Annotated in this window: 15 protein-coding genes and 2 tRNA genes; 11 read left to right on the forward strand and 6 right to left on the reverse strand. The window is 61.9% G+C overall.

Going from position 1 to position 16,099, the window contains the following annotated elements:
- The first annotated feature begins 358 nt into the window (after positions 1–358).
- Positions 359–937, forward strand: a complete 579-nt coding sequence (locus IV500_RS16205; protein ID WP_196397859.1) for a single-stranded DNA-binding protein — start codon at positions 359–361, stop codon at positions 935–937.
- A 212-nt stretch (positions 938–1,149) separates the two neighbouring features.
- Entirely contained in the window at positions 1,150–2,832 is a 1,683-nt protein-coding gene (ettA, locus tag IV500_RS16210; RefSeq protein ID WP_196397860.1) for an energy-dependent translational throttle protein EttA, read from the forward strand.
- 139 nt (positions 2,833–2,971) lie between these two features.
- Here ettA and IV500_RS16215 read toward each other — a convergent pair whose 3' ends face one another.
- Complete coding sequence (locus IV500_RS16215; RefSeq protein ID WP_196397861.1) at positions 2,972–3,871, reverse strand: acyl-CoA thioesterase; 900 nt, start codon at positions 3,869–3,871, stop codon at positions 2,972–2,974.
- 93 nt (positions 3,872–3,964) lie between these two features.
- On the opposite strand from IV500_RS16215, the gene IV500_RS16220 reads away from it, so the two are divergent.
- Positions 3,965–4,480, forward strand: coding sequence for an acyl-CoA thioesterase (locus IV500_RS16220; RefSeq protein ID WP_196397862.1), 516 nt, complete (start codon positions 3,965–3,967; stop codon positions 4,478–4,480).
- A complete protein-coding gene (locus IV500_RS16225) occupies positions 4,477–5,145 on the forward strand; it encodes a DUF8185 domain-containing protein (RefSeq protein WP_196397863.1) in 669 nt (222 codons plus the stop codon). Before IV500_RS16220 ends, IV500_RS16225 begins: the two co-directional genes overlap by 4 nt.
- A gap of 46 nt (positions 5,146–5,191) precedes the next feature.
- Here the strand turns inward: IV500_RS16225 and IV500_RS16230 are convergent, their stop codons facing one another.
- The 4 genes from IV500_RS16230 to pepN all read right to left on the reverse strand — a co-directional run bounded on the left by IV500_RS16230 (position 5,192) and on the right by pepN (position 9,517).
- Positions 5,192–5,599, reverse strand: coding sequence for a globin (locus IV500_RS16230; RefSeq protein ID WP_312875967.1), 408 nt, complete (start codon positions 5,597–5,599; stop codon positions 5,192–5,194).
- 65 nt (positions 5,600–5,664) lie between these two features.
- Positions 5,665–6,330 carry a mechanosensitive ion channel family protein gene (locus IV500_RS16235; protein ID WP_196397865.1) on the reverse strand — a complete coding sequence of 222 codons (666 nt, stop codon included), beginning with the start codon at positions 6,328–6,330 and terminating at the stop codon, positions 5,665–5,667.
- A 101-nt stretch (positions 6,331–6,431) separates the two neighbouring features.
- Positions 6,432–6,899: an OsmC family protein gene (locus IV500_RS16240; protein WP_196397866.1), complete on the reverse strand. Its 468-nt coding sequence runs from the start codon at positions 6,897–6,899 to the stop codon at positions 6,432–6,434.
- Positions 6,900–6,970: 71 nt separating this feature from the next.
- On the reverse strand, positions 6,971–9,517 hold the full coding sequence (gene pepN / locus IV500_RS16245; protein WP_196397917.1) for an aminopeptidase N: 2,547 nt from the start codon (positions 9,515–9,517) through the stop codon (positions 6,971–6,973).
- Between the two features lie 257 nt (positions 9,518–9,774).
- Between pepN and IV500_RS16250 the strand changes: the two genes are divergently transcribed.
- The 3 genes from IV500_RS16250 (at position 9,775) to IV500_RS16260 (ending at position 12,344) form a co-directional block, all read left to right on the forward strand.
- Positions 9,775–10,758 (forward strand): phosphatidylglycerol lysyltransferase domain-containing protein, encoded by a 984-nt coding sequence (locus IV500_RS16250; RefSeq protein WP_196397867.1) that lies wholly within the window; start codon positions 9,775–9,777, stop codon positions 10,756–10,758.
- 86 nt (positions 10,759–10,844) lie between these two features.
- Positions 10,845–11,327 carry a ribose-5-phosphate isomerase gene (locus IV500_RS16255; RefSeq protein WP_196397868.1) on the forward strand — a complete coding sequence of 161 codons (483 nt, stop codon included), beginning with the start codon at positions 10,845–10,847 and terminating at the stop codon, positions 11,325–11,327.
- A gap of 69 nt (positions 11,328–11,396) precedes the next feature.
- Entirely contained in the window at positions 11,397–12,344 is a 948-nt protein-coding gene (locus IV500_RS16260; protein ID WP_196397869.1) for an Fpg/Nei family DNA glycosylase, read from the forward strand.
- A 75-nt stretch (positions 12,345–12,419) separates the two neighbouring features.
- On the opposite strand, the gene IV500_RS16265 is transcribed toward IV500_RS16260, so the two are convergent.
- Positions 12,420–12,490: transfer RNA gene (locus IV500_RS16265), tRNA-Gly, on the reverse strand.
- A 154-nt stretch (positions 12,491–12,644) separates the two neighbouring features.
- Between IV500_RS16265 and IV500_RS16270 the strand changes: the two genes are divergently transcribed.
- The 4 genes from IV500_RS16270 (at position 12,645) to IV500_RS16285 (ending at position 15,984) form a co-directional block, all read left to right on the forward strand.
- A tRNA-Pro gene (locus tag IV500_RS16270) sits at positions 12,645–12,718 on the forward strand.
- A gap of 82 nt (positions 12,719–12,800) precedes the next feature.
- Complete coding sequence (gene tig / locus IV500_RS16275) at positions 12,801–14,258, forward strand: trigger factor (protein ID WP_196397870.1); 1,458 nt, start codon at positions 12,801–12,803, stop codon at positions 14,256–14,258.
- Positions 14,259–14,636: 378 nt separating this feature from the next.
- Positions 14,637–15,260 (forward strand): ATP-dependent Clp protease proteolytic subunit, encoded by a 624-nt coding sequence (locus IV500_RS16280; protein ID WP_196397871.1) that lies wholly within the window; start codon positions 14,637–14,639, stop codon positions 15,258–15,260.
- A 52-nt stretch (positions 15,261–15,312) separates the two neighbouring features.
- A complete protein-coding gene (locus IV500_RS16285) occupies positions 15,313–15,984 on the forward strand; it encodes an ATP-dependent Clp protease proteolytic subunit (RefSeq protein WP_196397872.1) in 672 nt (223 codons plus the stop codon).
- Positions 15,985–16,099 lie beyond the last annotated feature (115 nt).

Raw genomic sequence — 16,099 nt, forward strand, 5'->3', positions numbered from 1 at the left:
TTAATTATATCGGAAAATGAGCAAAATTAACAGCCACCAAGCCACTGGAAACCCCGGGAAATCAAGGAACCGCCAAACCAGTCAGCCGCTATATCCGGAGTCCTGAGCTTTGCTTTCCGGTGATATTCACACCGGAACCACCCAAGACCCACCGTTGTCGGCCCCCCTGCCGTTGCTTGCCCAACTATTCCGGCGGCCTACCGGCAGCAAAGCAACTATCATATTCTCCTCCACAGGCACTCCTGCCACCGGCTGTGAACACAGAGCCACTCCAACCTCTGGTCCGCCGTCCTCTGGCGCAGTTTGCTTAATGCATCTGCACAAAGCCGCGAACGGTGGCACGAGGGAAGGCAATGAGATGACTGATGTAATTACGGTCCGCGGGTTCGTCGCAACGGAAGTACGGCGCTTCACTACGGAGGCTGGAGTCTGTATCGCCAGCTTTGAACTGGGCTCGGTTGAGCGCAAGCAGGACAAAGCCACCAATGAGTGGGTGGATGGGGACACCAACTGGTTTCACGTATCGACCTTTCGTCAGCTGGCTCAGAACACGGCGTTCAGCGTCAACAAGGGTCAACGTGTCATCGTGACCGGCCGGCTAAAGATCCGGCAGTGGGTCCGTGATGACGGGCGTACCGGGACATCGGTAAACCTGGACGCTGACACCTTGGGACACGATTTGTTCTGGGGCACGGCGGTTTTCCAACGGCATGCCGCCCCGCACAGGGAAACCGGAGCCGGGGGAGAGCCGGGCGAGGGATTGGAGAACGGGAGCGGCTCCGGCGAAGACGATGAAACCGCCGCAGCTGCCGGGGATCCAAACGATGGTCCCGCTGGCACCGCTGTGGAGGTTCCCGACGACGTCTCTGCTTTGGAAGAGGGTGGTTTTGTCAATACGGCCACCGGGGAGGTAGTGCCGGCGGAACCGCCGTATTAGCACTAAAGGAACGGATGAACCACGGCGGGCCAGCGGGAGCGCGTATTACGGCGGGCCAGCGGGAGCGTGTATTCGGAGCACTGCCCGGCTTCAGGCGGAAATTCGGGCCCTCCCATGGTTCGGAGAATTGCCGGTGTGGTCCCGGCCCGCAGATAAGGTCAACCGTAATCACCGAATGTGAGTTCTCCTCCGGCAGCGGCTAGCCTTGATGCATGGCGGAATTTATCTACACAATGACCAAGGCACGCAAGGCCGTTGGCGAAAAAGTAATCCTCGACGACGTAAGCATGTCCTTCTTCCCAGGGGCAAAGATCGGCGTCGTGGGTCCCAACGGTGCCGGTAAGTCAACAATTTTGAAGATTATGGCCGGGCTGGACACGCCGTCCAATGGTGAGGCGCGGCTGAGCCCGGGATACTCTGTGGGGATCCTGCTGCAGGAACCGCCGCTGAATGAGGATAAAACCGTGCTGGGAAACGTCCAGGAAGGTGTCGCAGAAATCTACGGGAAGATTCAACGTTTCAACGCCATCTCCGAGGAAATGGCCAGCCCGGACGCCGACTTCGATGTGCTGCTCGAGGAAATGGGCAAACTGCAGGAAGCCATTGATGCCGCCGACGCGTGGGATTTGGATTCCCAGCTCGAACAGGCGATGGACGCTCTGCGCTGCCCACCCGGAGATGCGGATGTCACTGTTCTTTCCGGTGGCGAACGTCGGCGGGTTGCGTTGTGCAAACTGTTGTTGCAGAAGCCGGATCTGCTCCTGCTGGACGAACCGACCAACCACCTTGACGCGGAAAGCGTGCTCTGGCTTGAGCAGCACCTGACCAGTTATACCGGCGCTGTCCTCGCCGTCACCCACGATCGGTACTTCCTGGACCACGTGGCCCAGTGGATAGCAGAAGTGGATCGTGGCCACCTGTACCCCTACGAGGGCAACTACTCCACCTACTTGGAAAAGAAGCGCGCCCGCCTGGAAGTACAGGGTAAGAAAGACGCGAAGCAGGCGAAGCGGCTTACCGAGGAACTGGACTGGGTCCGATCCAACGCCAAGGGCCGGCAGACCAAATCCAAGGCACGTCTGGCCCGTTACGAGGAAATGGCGGCCGAGGCGGACCGCACCCGGAAGCTGGACTTTGAAGAAATCCAGATTCCCCCGGGACCGAGGCTGGGCGGATTGGTACTGGATGCGAAGAATCTGCAGAAGGGGTATGACGATCGCGTCCTGATCGACGGATTGTCCTTCAGCCTTCCCCGCAACGGCATCGTCGGGGTGATCGGCCCCAACGGTGTGGGTAAGACGACGCTTTTCAAGACCATCGTTGGTCTTGAACCGCTGGACAGCGGCGAGCTAAAGGTCGGGGACTCGGTCAAGATTTCCTACGTTGATCAGAGCCGGGGCGGGATTGATCCCAACAAGTCCCTGTGGGAAGTCGTCTCCGATGGTTTGGACTACATTCAGGTCGGTCAGGTGGAGATGCCCTCCCGCGCCTACGTTGCAGCCTTCGGCTTCAAGGGCCCGGACCAGCAGAAAAAGGCAGGAGTGCTCTCCGGAGGCGAGCGCAACAGGCTCAATCTGGCGATGACTTTGAAACAGGGCGGGAATCTGCTCCTGCTCGATGAGCCGACTAACGACCTGGACGTGGAAACTTTGAGCAGCCTGGAGAATGCGCTGCTGGAATTCCCAGGCTGTGCCGTCGTCGTTTCGCACGACCGCTGGTTCCTGGACCGGGTGGCGACGCATATTTTGGCCTATGAGGGCACCGATGACAATCCGGCTAACTGGTATTGGTTCGAGGGTAACTTCGACTCGTACGAGGCCAACAAGATTGAGCGATTGGGTGCAGACGCCGCGCGTCCGCATAGCGTCACGCACCGCCGCCTGACGCGCGACTAGCGCGGGAGGTGAATAAGCAACGGCCGGCCCCTGGGGACCGGCCGTTGCTTTTCGCAAAAACAATTTCCAAAAAAGGTGCAGTGCTTTTGGCATTACCGTTACTACGCGGGCTGCTGTTGTTTGCCCGCCAACACCTCACCTAGGCGGAAGATTTGTCGGGAAGACGGATCATGCCTTCCTGCGCCACCGAAGCTACCAGCTGCCCGGCACGGTTGAAGACCTTCCCGGTATTGAGCCCACGGGCCCCGGAAGCGCTGGGGGATTCGGCCAGATAGAGGAGCCATTCGTCCACGCGGACCGGACGGTGCCACCACATTGCGTGGTCCAGGCTTGCGATGCTGAGCCCCTTGGTGATCCAGCTGATCCCGTGCCGGCGGAGGGAGGGCTCCAGCAGCGTGTAGTCGCTGGCATAGGCGAGCGCTGCACGATGCAGATTCGGGTCATCGGGCATGGTGCCGATGGTTTTAATCCACACGCCCTGGTGTGCTGCGTGGTTGCCGTCCACATGAAGGTAAATGTCGCTCTCGATATGCCGGATGTCGAAGGGCCGGCCGAACGCCCAGGATTGCGCCACCGGGTGGTCGATGCTGCCCAGTAGGTGCGCGGCACTGGGCAGGGTTTCTGGATCGGGGACGTCCAGCGGCATCGTATCCTGGTGTTCAATGCCCGTGTCCGGGACCTGAAATGAAGCGATCATGGACAGGATGGGAACGCCGTTCTGATAGGCGTGCGTTCGCCGGGCCGAGAACGATCGCCCGTCGCGGAGCCGCTGCACGCCGAAGGTGATCGGCTGATTGGCGTCTCCTGGACGCAGGAAATAGCCGTGCATTGAATGCACGGGCCGGTTTGCATCAACGGTCCTGATTGCGGCTATGAGCGACTGCGAAAGCACCTGACCACCGAACACACGCTGCGCAGGCTGTTTCTGCGAGACGCCGACGAAGATTTCCTCGTCCGTTTGCGCGCCGTCGGCCTCACTGAGATCCAGCAGCTCCAGCAGAGTCGTCATTGGTTCCTGTACCGCGGTGGATTCCGTCATGAATTGACTCTATGTGCCATTTCCAAGGCGCTCAAACATTCGTGGCCGGAAACACGATTCGCTGGCTTCGGCGCGCTGGGCGATGATGGAGGGATGGCAACAGTAATCCAGATTCCGCTGCAGATCCGTTTCGGCGATATTGATTCTTATGGGCATGTTAATAACGTGGTTTATCTGCAATATCTCGAGGACGCCCGTGTCCAGCTGTTCCACACGCCGTTGGGCACGGCTGCAGGACCGGGGGCGGGTGCGGCGGATTCCTTTGAGGATCTGGTCGGTGCGGAATTGTTTACGCTGGTTGGCCGGCACGAGATCGAGTATCTTGTGCCGCTGGTCTTCCGTCCGGAACCGGTTTTTGTCAATATCTGGGTTACTCGGCTCGGCGGTTCCAGTTTCGATTTCGGTTACACCGTGGCGGAACGGGACGGCTCCGTAATCTACGCGCAGGCCAGCTCCGGCATAGTCGTGGTGTCGCGTGCGACCGGACGCCCGGTCCGGCTCAGTGCAACGCAACGCCATGCCTTGGAAACCTGGCTGGGCGAGGACGTGCATTTTCGGCGTCGCCAGACCGCGGCCGTCTCGGCGGCTCCGCTTGGTGCCAAAGCATGAGCGGCTTCACGCCGCAGCCGGTCCTTGAACTCGCGGACCAGGGCACGGTGGCTGATCTGCGCACCTTTGTCTCCAGGGCGCGGGCAGCGGACGACGGCGCCACGCGGCTGGTTGCGGCCGGTACCGTTCTGGCCGCCTATGTCTGCGTGATGCGCCCGAAACTGTTGGGTGAGGGGACTCCCACTATTCTGGGGCTGCGCACCATGGCGTTGGCTGTGCCGGCGGACCTTGATGCCACGGTGCCGCTGGCCGCGGTTTCGGATCGGCTGGCTCGAATGTCCGACGACGACGTCAGACTTGCGGTGCCGCCGACGACGCTGCACGAGTCCTGGGCCGGCATCAGTGCGCCCCGGGGAGGTTGGGAACGCGTCACGGAGATCGACCCGGAGGAACTGATCCGGATCGCCGGCGATGGTGCGCGGGAGGTGGCTCAAATCATTCCGGCGAATCCCGGCGCCATGATTGTCAATAATGCCCGTGCCGCCGTTTGGGGACGTCTCATCCCCGGAATGGTTCAGGCGTTGCCCGCTGGCGCCGCCTTTGCCGCCCATGTCCTCGGGTTCCTGACACCGGGGGATACCGCGGTGCTGTTCCGGTCCGCTCGCTGGTTGCGCCTGAGCACCGGCCGCGGCCACGTCCTGATCCGCCCGGGCGCGGAAGCCTGACCAGTCAATTTAAGTGGGCAGCACATCGGCAGCGGCTGGGTCGTGGCTAGGCTGAGTTCACCATCGAATGGGCCGCCCGTTCCAGGTAATCCCAGAGCGTCGCCTCCTGCAGCGGCGGGAGGTTCAGCGCGTCGACGCCGGCGCGCATATGCACCAGCCAGCGGTCGCGGGCCTGCGGCGTTACGACGAACGGGACATGGCGCATCCGCAGTCGCGGGTGGCCGCGCTGCTCCAAATAAGTTCGGGGCCCTCCCCAGTACTGCTCCAGGAACATGCGCATGCGTTCTTCGGCCGGATGCAGATCATCCTCGGGGTACATCGGGCGCAGCAGCGGATCCTGCGCGATCCCCTGATAAAAGACGTGCACCAGCCTGACAAAGGTCTTGTGACCGCCCACAGCATCGTAAAAGCTGCCGCCGTTCGTGTCCGTGTCCGTGCCGGTGCCCGTGCCGATGCCTGTCCCGGTGTCCGTGCTGGTGCCTGCGCCCCCGGAGGTATTGCCGGCCGTGTTGTCAACCGTCATCTGGCTGTGCCTCCGACCGGATCCGACGAAGGTACCGGGTTGTCCGGCGCGGGGGAGTCGGATGCAGGTGCGATGTAGTTCCCCTGCGATCGGTTTCCGAGCCGGAGGATTTCCCCGTTGCGCAGGTACCAGATCGCGCCATCCGGCGCGCGGACCCGGGTGATGCGGAGTCCGACGGACTCCACCACGCCCACGACATCGCTGGTTTCGATGGAATCTCCAATGCCGTATTGGTCTTCCATGGTGATGAAGATGCCGGCCAGGAAGTCTCTGATCAGCTGCTGGCAGCCAAAACCGATGGCGATTCCCAAAATACCGACGCTGGTCAGGACGGGTGCGATGTTGACGCCCAGGACCTGTAGGACGTAGATGACCGCGATGACCACTATCACTACGGTTACCACGGAATTCAACAGCGAACCAATGGTCTCTGCGCGCTTAACCCGGCGTTCGCTGTCAAGCGTGCGCAGAACGGGCTGGGCCCACCTGAATCCCCGGATATTGAGAATGCTGCTGCCGAGGCGGATCCGCCGCACGATGCGCGAGATGACCAAGCGCAGCACGGCCCAGATAATGAAGTTGACCAGAATGGCGATTCCCACAGCCAGCAGCCGGCTCCAGGCCAGATCCCAATTCCACGTCACTATGATGAGCCTTTCCATTGATCCTGTGGATTTCCCTTTCCTTTAACCCTAGCGCCGTTGACCGGGCCGGCTGCACTCTCGGCCTGGCGGTCCTGGGGGTAGTGCATACTTGCTGGTTCTTAGCTGATCAGCGGTTCGTGGTGGACGGGGAAATTCACGCTGCGGGCGATGAAGCACTTTTGCGCAGCCTCCGCGTGCAGCCTGGCGGCCAGCTCTGCCTGGCCGGGGTCCATAAGGCCGAGGACAGGTCGAAGGGTTGCGGAGACAAATTGTCCACTGCCGTCGGGATTCAGCGCCAGCATACCGACCGCCTCGTCACGGTAACTGGTCACTACTAGCCCGTGGTTCACTGCGACATGCAGGTACGAGAGCATGTGACACTGGGCCAGCGCCGTCAGCAGCAATAATTCCGGATTCCAGCGGTCCCGGTCGCCGTGGAAGGTTGGATCCGCTGACCCCTGCAGGGTCGGCAGTCCCACGGCAGAGATCTCATGGCCCCGCCCGTAATCGCGGTACCCGGATGTGCCGGTACCGCGATTACCCGTCCAGGAAACGGATACTGCATAGGAATGCTCGTTGTTGACCATGCACCCAGTGTAGGTCGGGTCGGCCGCAGCCGGGCCGGGCAGTCGAAACCAGCCCCGCCCGGCGGCTGTGCTTACTTGTCTGCCGCGCGCGCCTTCAGCGCACGGACGACGCCATCCCGGCTCTCCAGCACCAAACGGCGCAGCGACGGTGTGTCCGCACCCAGCTCGGATAAAAAGGCATCAGTGGCGTCGATGGTGCTCTGCGCCACCAACTGGGATGGGTAAAGACCGGTGACAATCGTGGAACTGATCTCGTGTGATTTCGTGGCCCAAACCTCGCGGATGGCAGCAAAATATTTGGCCACAAAGGGCTCCAGCAGTTTGGTGTCATTTACCCGGACGAAGCCGCTGATAGCTGAGCGCTGTGCCGCGTTAGGCATGTCGCCGGCCACGACGACGGCGTCCCAGGCCGCTGTCTTGTCCTCCGCCGTCGGAATCGCGGCGCGGGCACCCGCCGCGGCAAGCTCACCGGTCTGGGTGTGATCGCGTGCCAGCTCGGCCTCGATGTCGGCCGCGCCCTTCCGGCCCCCGGTGACCAGGGAGGTGAGCAGCTCCCAGCGCAGGTCTTGATCGACCTCAACGCCGGCCAGTCCGCCGTCACCGGTGAATAGCTGGGCGACGGCATCGAGCTGCTGGGGGCTGCGGGCCAGCGAGCCAAAGGATTTAACGAACTGCAGCTGCGAATCGGATCCCGGTGCAGCTTGCCCGGCGAGGGTGAAGAGCATGTCGGCGGTCTGCTCCGTGACGGCTTGGCAATGGTCTTGGGCAATGTAGAAGGCCAGTGTCGTGGCCAGCTGGCGCAGCAGCACCGTGACCACCGAGGAATCGGACTCGGCGGCAATATTGGCCAGCACCAGATCCACGTATTCGCGGGCCGGGGTTTCGCCGTCGCGCGCCGCGTCCCAGGCCGATCCCCAGACCAGCGTGCGCGGCAGCGAATCCGCGAAGTCTTTCAGATGCGCCTTGGCCACGGCCAGGGAGGTCTCATCCAGCCGGACCTTTGCGTACGCCAGATCGTCGTCGTTGAGCAGGACCAGCGCCGGTCGCGCCATGCCGACCAGCTCGGGAACCTCGGTGCGGTCGGAGTCCACATCCAGCTCCACCCGGTGGGTGCGGACCAGCTTGCCCGAATTTTCTCCCTCGTCGGCCAGATTGTAGAAGCCGATGGCGGCGCGGTGCGGTCGGAGCGTGGGATACTCCCGCACAGCCGACTGCAGCACGGCAAATCCGGTGATAATACCGTCGTCATCCACCGTGATCTGCGGGCGCAGAGTGTTCACGCCGGCCGTTTCCAGCCATAGCGCGGACCAGTTCTTCAGGTCGCGGCCGCTGGAGACCTCCAGCTCGCGCAGCAGATCCGCCAGCTCAGTGTTGCCCCAGGCATGCCGGCCGAAGTAGGCACGCACACCCGCCATGAATTCCTCCTGCCCCACCCAGGCCACCAGCTGGCGGAGCACGGAAGCACCCTTGGCATAAGTGATGCCGTCAAAATTGACCAGCACATCATCCAGGTCCTTGATTTCGGCGACTATCGGGTGTGTGCTGGGCAGTTGGTCCTGCCGGTAGGCCCAGGACTTTTCCATCGAGGAAAAAGTGGTCCAGGCGTTGGTGTACCGGGTGTTTTCCGCCGCCGCGAGCGTGGACATGAACTCCGCGAAGGACTCGTTAAGCCACAGATCGTTCCACCAGCGCATGGTCACCAGATCGCCAAACCACATGTGTGCCAGCTCATGGAGGATGGTGATCGCGCGACGTTCGACGACGGCGTCGGTCACCTTGGAGCGGAACACATACGTTTCCAGGAACGTCACCGCTCCGGCGTTCTCCATTGCACCCGCGTTGAATTCCGGAACGAAGAGCTGATCGTACTTGGCGAAAGGATAGGGCGTGCCGAACTGCTGCTCGTAGAATTCAAAGCCCTGGCGCGTCAGTTCAAAGATATTTTCCGCGTCCAGGTACTGCATGAGGGATTTGCGGGCGAAGACCCCCAGCGGAACGGTGCGGCCGTCGGAGCTGGTGAGCTCGCTGCGGACGTTCTGGTACGGACCGGCGATCAGTGCCGTGATGTAAGAGGAGATCACCGGCGTGGGCGCAAAGTTCCACGTGGCGTTTTGGCCCACCGTCAGCGGTTCCGGCGTCGGTGAGTTAGAGATGACATCCCAGTGAGCGGGGGCTGTGATGTTGAAGGTGAAGGTTGCCTTCAGATCCGGTTGTTCGAAGACGGCAAACATGCGCCGGCTGTCCGGGACCTCGAACTGGCTGTAAAGGTAAACTTCCCCGTCCACCGGATCAACGAAGCGGTGCAGGCCTTCCCCGGTATTCATGTACAGGGCGTCGGCGACGATGGTCAGGACGTTGGTCGCTGCCAGCTGCGGCAGCTGGATGCGGACGCCGTCTGAAACGTCCCTGGGATCAAGCTCGACGCCGTTCAGCGTCACCGAGTGCACCGAGTCGGTGATGGCATCGATGAACGTCGAGGCGCCTGCCGTGGCGCGGAATCTCACCACGGTGACGGAGGAGAACACTGTGTCGCCGCCGGTGAGGTCAAGCGTGACGTTATAGGAGTCCACGGCTATCAGCGAAGCCCGTTCCCGTGCCTGGTCGCGCGTTAGATTCATTCCGGTCAGTTGGTTCTCAGGCACTTGCGTGGCCTCCATTGTTTGGCGGACGGGATGCCGCCGATTGGGATCGCCTGCGACATTGGGTTCATTGTTCCACTTATTTCGCTCCGGCGGCGGATAGCTGACATGTTTGTCATTCGGAAACGACAAGCCGACGGCACGGCGGGACAAGCGCGCTGAGGATTAGGCTGGAGCAAGACCACCAGAACGCTGGAGAGTACATGAATCGCAGGGAGCGTCCAAAGGGAGCCCGAATGGACGCAGGGGAACGCGCGGCCGTGGACAAGCGCGCGCTGCGATTTACGGTTATTTTTCCCTTGGTCCTGGCGATCTGCTTTGGTTTGGCCGGTTACACCCTGCGGGGCGAAGTCCCCAAAGGTGCCCTGCTGCCGTTCGGTGGTTCGCCGTTGACTCCGGTCGGCTTCCTGGGCGTAGGTGCGGCGTGCATAGCCATTGTGGGAATTGCCCTCGGAACTCAGGCGGCGCGGACGTCGCTGCCGCGGGCGGTCCGCCGGCTGCTGCTCGGCGCCGCCTTCGCCGCGGAACTGTTTCTGACGGCGCTTTTCGGGTCAACCTTGGTGGCTCAGGCCGGTAGCGGCGGTGTTCCCAGCGGCCAGCCGGACCCCGTGGTTCTGGCGATGGGCAGCGGCGCGGCCTTGTCTCTCGGGGTGGTGATAGCGATGGTTTACAAGCCGGAGGAGCAGTGGACGCGGCATGACGACGAGGCGCTGCTGGTTGCCTTGGATCCGGAGCTGGCGCGCAACCGGCTGATGTATTGGATCCGTCCGCGCAGTTCGGTTCTGATCATGATCCTGCTCGCCGGAGTTTTACCCGGTGCTTTGATCGCCGTAGCGTTGCCATGGCTGGGGGCGCTGGTCTTCGGCCTGGCGCTGGCAGTAATTTTTTCGCTCACGGCGCTGGTGGACGCCGATCGGGATGGCGCACGGGTGCTGCTGGCGGGAGTGCTCCCGGTGCTGCGTGCTCCGGCGTCGACGGTGGAGGCAGCGGCTGTGCTGGATACGCGTGCTCGCGACTATGGCGGATGGGGGCTGCGCCGGCGTGACGCTACTGCGTCCTTTATGGCGGCCAGTGGTCCCGCCGTCGTCGTCCGGTTGGAAAACGGCTCAGCCGTCATCATTGGCGCACCGAGCAGGGAAGTCGGCGACGAACTGGCAACACTGCTCAACAAGTATGCAGGACGGCAGAGCGCCGAAGGGCCGGCACCGTTGCCGGAATAGTCCGGGCAACTTGTAGGCTGGGAAGCAGGAAGCACGCGATACCGCCACGCAGCCGGATCAGAAACCGCCACGAAAAGGACCCCTCCATGAGCCCCGTCCGCATCCACATCGCCACCGATCACGCCGGCATGGAATTAAGCGCGCATCTGATCGAGCACCTGGGCGCCGCCGGGTACGAAATGGTGGACCATGGGCCGAAGGTCTACGACGCCCAGGATGACTACCCGGCATTTTGTATCAATGCGGCCCGAGCCGTAATGGCGGATCAGGCGAAGGGCATCAATGCACTGGGCATCGTGCTGGGCGGCTCCGGTAACGGCGAGCAGATAGCGGCGAACAAGGTCCACGGAGTCCGTGCGGCACTGGCCTGGAATCTTGACACCGCACGGCTGGCCCGGCAGCACAACGACGCCAACGTAGTCGCGGTTGGCGGACGCCAGCACTCCGTCGAGGAGGCAACACAGATCATTGAGGCGTTTCTGGCGGAACCCTTCAGCGGCGACGAGCGCCATGTACGCCGCATTGCCAAGATCAGCTCTTATGAGGCCACCGGTCAGGTTACGCAGTAGCCCAAGGACTGCATTGACTGCACAGACAGCACAGCCTGCTGCCCAACCGGCGGATCCAAGGAAATAAATATGCCTGAAGGTCACTCAATCCACCGCCTCGCCCGTCAGTTCCAGGATGTCTTTGCCGGCCAGCGGCTTAGTGTTTCCAGCCCGCAGGGGCGCTTCGCTTCCGGCGCAGCGCTGTTGGACGGGCAGGTGTTGCTGCACGCGGACGCGCACGGCAAACAGCTCTTCCTCGGTTTCGACAACGAGCTGGTGCTCCGCGTGCACCTGGGCCTCTACGGGGCCTGGGATTTCGGCGGGGATAAGACCTTCGCAGGCGCCTCAAGCATTGGTGCCCCGCGGCGGATCGGCGAGCGGGAAATCCAACGTGCCCGTACCGGGACGCCCGGTGAAATCGGAATCGAGCCCGGCAGTACGACTGATCCCGAAGGGTACGCCGGGCCACCGGAGCCCAAAGGCGCCGTCCGGGTCCGGCTGGTCTCCGGGCACGGCTGGGCGGATCTGCGCGGACCAACCGCCTGTGAGGTCCTCACCCCTGCGCAGGTGGCGACCGCGATCGGCAAGTTGGGTCCGGATCCCCTGCATAACTGTCCCGGCGATGCCGCCGCATTTTCCCGGCGCGCCGGTGCCAGCCGAACCGCCGTGGCGCTGTTGCTGATGAATCAGCAGGTTCTGGCCGGCGTCGGCAATGTTTACCGGGCTGAGGTTCTCTTCCGGCAGCGCCTTAACCCGTGGTTGCCCGGTTCTGCGTTGTCGGCCCAACGGCTTGCCGCCTTGTGGCTGGACCTTGTCTTGCTGATGCGCGACGGCGTCCGCGACGGCCGGATTATTACGACCCTTCCGGCGGACCGGGCTTCACCAGCAATACCGGTGCCGGTGGGGGAGGCACACTACGTCTACAAGCGGGAAGGACTTCCGTGCCGGATCTGCGGAACTGAGATTGCCCTGATCGAGCTCGGAAACCGGAAGCTGTATTGGTGTCCGCAGTGCCAGGCATCAGGCCCCGGGGCGTGAACTGCTGACCTGAACTGTTGGCGTGAATGCGGGGAGGGGACGCCCGGATGCGGGATCTGAAAAGGAATCGAGGAGAGGGGGCGACGGGAATCGAACCCGCGTCATCAGTTTGGAAAACTGAGGCTTTACCATTAAGCTACGCCCCCATGCCGGCCGCGGCGAAACACGTTCGCTCCGTCGGCCGGGTATAACTACACCATACCGGGGGCAGGTGCTGTCAAATGGCAGCTGGCTGGAGACCGGATTATGCCGGGAATTGTGCACAGACCATGTTTTGCCCGTAGACTTACCGGTGCATTGCGGGGCGTGGCGCAGCTTGGTAGCGCACCTGGTTTGGGACCAGGGGGTCGCGTGTTCGAATCACGTCGCCCCGACTCAGCATTGTCCGACAGCACAAACGCCGGACACATGCTGCTATTGACCAATCACCTATCGACCATTTCAGGAGTACATGCTGTGAAGAGCGCCGTCGAAAACCTCACACCCACTCGGGTCAAGCTCAATGTTGAGGTTCCTTTCGAGGAATTGAAGCCCAGCATCGATGAGGCATACAAGACGATTGCTACCCAGGTCCAGGTACCGGGCTTCCGCAAGGGCAAAGTCCCGAATCGTCTGATTGACCAGCGCGTTGGCCGCGGGTATGTCCTGGAGACGGCGGTCAATGACGGTCTCAACGGTTGGTACCAGGCTGCGGTCCAGGAAGCGGGCATCAGCCCGCTCAGCCGCCCCGAGGTTGAAATCACCGAGGTCCCGGACCCGGCCGCGACCGAAGGCGGGCTGAAGTTCCACGTCGAGGTGGACGTCCGTCCCGAGATTGAACTCCCTGACTACAGCGCAATCGCTGTCGAGGTGGCAGCGGCTGAGACCGCGGATGAGGACATCGACAAGTCCCTTGATGAGCTGCGCGGCCGCTTCGGCACGCTGAAGACCCTTGATCGTCCGGCCGCTGAGGGTGATTTCCTTTCGATTGACATCGCCGCCCGGATCGACGGCGAGGAGGTCGACTCCGCTTCAGGGCTTTCCTATGAGGTTGGCGCCGGCACCATGCTGGAGGGCCTCGATGAGGCGGTCACCGGTCTGAGCGTGGATGAAGTGACCGTCTTCGATACCAAGCTGGCCGGCGGGGACCATGCAGGTGAAGCCGCTCAGGTGACGGTGACGGTGCGCTCTGTCAAGGAGCGCGAGCTTCCGGTAGCTGACAATGATTTTGCCGAGTTGGCCAGTGAATTCGACACGATTGCAGAGCTGCGCGAGGATCTGGCCAAGCAGGTCGCCGAAGCCAAGGTTGTAGACCAGGGCGTCGAGGCCCGGGACAAGGTCCTGGATAAGCTCCTGGAAATGATCGAAGTTCCTATTCCGGAATCCGTCATCGCCGAGCAGCTGGAACAGCATTTCAACGGCGAAGGCGGCCACGGTGGCGAGGACCATGACACGGAAGAACATCGTGCCGAGGTCAGAACGAACACCGAGCGCGCATTCCGCAATGAGATCATCCTTGACTCCATTGCGGACAAGGAAGAAATCGGTGTCAGCCAGAACGAACTGATCGAATACATCGTTTCCTCCGCCAGCCAGTACGGCATGGAGCCGAACCAGTTCGCACAGATGCTTGACTCCACCGGTCAGGTCTCGATGATTGTCTCCGAGGTCCGCCGCCGCAAGGCGCTGGCCGCGGTTCTGGCGCAGGCCAACGTCACCGACACCAACGGCGAGGCGGTGGATCTGAGCTCTTTTGTGAGCGCCGGTGACGACGAGGCCGAAGCCGACGATGTGGAAGCCAACGACGAAATCGAGACGCTGGAGGCCGACGACGTCGACGCAGCGGAAGACGCAAATGATGCAGCGGTTGATGCAGCAAAATCGGCTGAAGAAGACGCTCCTGCCGGCGATGACCCGGGCGCAGCCCGCTTCTAGCGGCACCGTTGGGCAGCTGCCTTCCTCGGCGCTCTATTAGGGCAGAAAGGTCCTTTTAGACGGTCGGGTCCTTTCGGACGGTCATGTCCTTTTAGGGCAGGAACGTGCTTTTAGGACACCATTGCCGCTGCACTGTGACCGGTATTGATGCCGCCGCCGGCTCCCTTTGGGGCCGGCGGCGGCATGCTTTAAGTCCGCGTGCGCCGCCGTCGTCCATCCTGCTGACGGTGATGCGCCGTCAGCGAACAGGTAGGTTTCACGAAACAAAATGTCGGTCGAAACCGCTACTGTCCATGGAAGAGATGTTCGCAGGATGACAGTGCTCGTTGAAGTAGATGTAGAGCCGGCACGCAGTCACGATCGAGAGGCAGTTTCACCATGACACAGCAAAGTACAGCGCCGACGATGGCGACGCAGGACGCGTCGGGCCGCGATGACTACATTTTCAATCGACTGCTCAAGGAGCGGATTATCTGGTTGGGCTCGGAGGTCCGCGACGATAATGCGAACGTCATTTGCTCCCAGTTGCTGCTGCTCTCCGCCGAGAATCCGGAAAAGGACATCTTCCTCTACATCAACTCGCCCGGCGGGTCCGTAACCGCGGGTATGGCGATTTACGACACGATGAAGTACATCCCCAATGACGTGGTGACGGTAGCTACCGGTTTGGCGGCTTCGATGGGTCAGTTCCTGCTGTCCTCCGGTACCAAGGGCAAACGCTACGCCACCCCGCACGCACGTATTCTCATGCACCAGCCCTCCGGTGGGATCGGTGGAACCGCGTCGGACATTAAGATCCAGGCGGAACTGATTTTGCACATGAAGAAGGTCATGGCTGACCTGACCGCCGAACAGACCGGACAGTCGGTGGAAAAGATCCTTAAGGACAACGACCGCGACAAGTGGTTCACGGCTGAAGAGGCGCTGGAGTACGGCTTCTTCGACAAGATCGCAGCGCATGCCGGCTCCGTCTCCGGCGGTGGTGGAACTGCCCAGGAATAGTCACAGTTCCCCGTCTACGCCGATTTCCCATACTTCAGGAGCTTAGAGAACAATGACCTATAATTTCGGAGCATCAGCCGGTGGCTTCGCAGCCAATATGCCCACAGACCGGTACGTGCTGCCTCAGTTCGAGGAGCGCACACCCTACGGCTTCAAGCGTCAGGATCCTTACACCAAGCTGTTCGAGGACCGGATCATTTTCCTTGGCGTTCAGGTTGACGACGCCTCCGCAGACGATGTGATGGCGCAGTTGCTGGTGCTGGAATCGACCGATCCGGATCGTGACATCACCCTTTACATCAACTCGCCCGGTGGATCTTTTACCGCTATGACTGCTATTTACGACACCATGCAGTTTGTCCGGCCGGAGATCCAGACCGTGTGCCTGGGCCAGGCGGCCAGCGCCGCAGCGGTACTGCTTGCCGCCGGGGCGCCCGGCAAGCGATTGGCGCTGCCAAACGCCCGGGTGCTGATTCACCAGCCGGCCCTGTCCGGTGGCGATGGAGGTCAGGCCTCTGATATTGAAATCCAGGCCAATGAGGTCATGCGCATGCGCACCTGGCTGGAGGACACGCTCGCCCACCACTCCGGGCGGACCCCGGCGCAGGTCAATAACGACATCGAGCGGGACAAGATCCTCACCGCGGCTGAGGCCAAGGAATACGGCCTGATCGACGAGGTGCTGGCTCCCCGGAAGATTAAGCCGCAGGCCATCACCAAGTAGCTGCCGATGAGTACCGTCGGGGCGGGCAGGAAAAGTGCGCCGCTCCGGCGTTTGGCTTCCACGCAGGACCGGTTTTGTGGCTTAGAGTGGAGAAAGGGTACGGGGCATGACCGCC

The sequence above is a fragment of the Arthrobacter terrae genome, from assembly GCF_015708085.1.
Taxonomy (GTDB): Bacteria; Actinomycetota; Actinomycetes; order Actinomycetales; family Micrococcaceae; genus Arthrobacter_M; species Arthrobacter_M terrae.